Annotated in this window: 2 tRNA genes; both read left to right on the top strand. The window is 52.6% G+C overall.

The window, feature by feature from the left end:
• Nucleotides 1–18 precede the first annotated feature (18 nt).
• A tRNA-Ala gene (locus CHI10_RS22090) sits at nt 19–94 on the top strand.
• A gap of 18 nt (nt 95–112) precedes the next feature.
• Nucleotides 113–189, top strand: a tRNA-Met gene (locus CHI10_RS22085).
• Nucleotides 190–211 lie beyond the last annotated feature (22 nt).

Below are 211 nucleotides of genomic sequence, written 5' to 3'. Positions count from 1 at the left end.
GTGACACTTCTTTTACATGGGGCCTTAGCTCAGCTGGGAGAGCGCCTGCTTTGCACGCAGGAGGTCAGCGGTTCGATCCCGCTAGGCTCCACCATAAATTTATAATCATTTCGGCGGTGTAGCTCAGCTGGCTAGAGCGTACGGTTCATACCCGTGAGGTCGGGGGTTCGATCCCCTCCGCCGCTACCAATATGATTATTATTTACAACAA

Source organism: Bacillus sp. 7894-2, from assembly GCF_002272225.1.
Classification (GTDB): Bacteria; Bacillota; Bacilli; order Bacillales; family Cytobacillaceae; genus Cytobacillus.
Note: the sequence above shows the minus strand (reverse complement) of the source record. Positions and strands in the feature narration are given on the sequence as shown.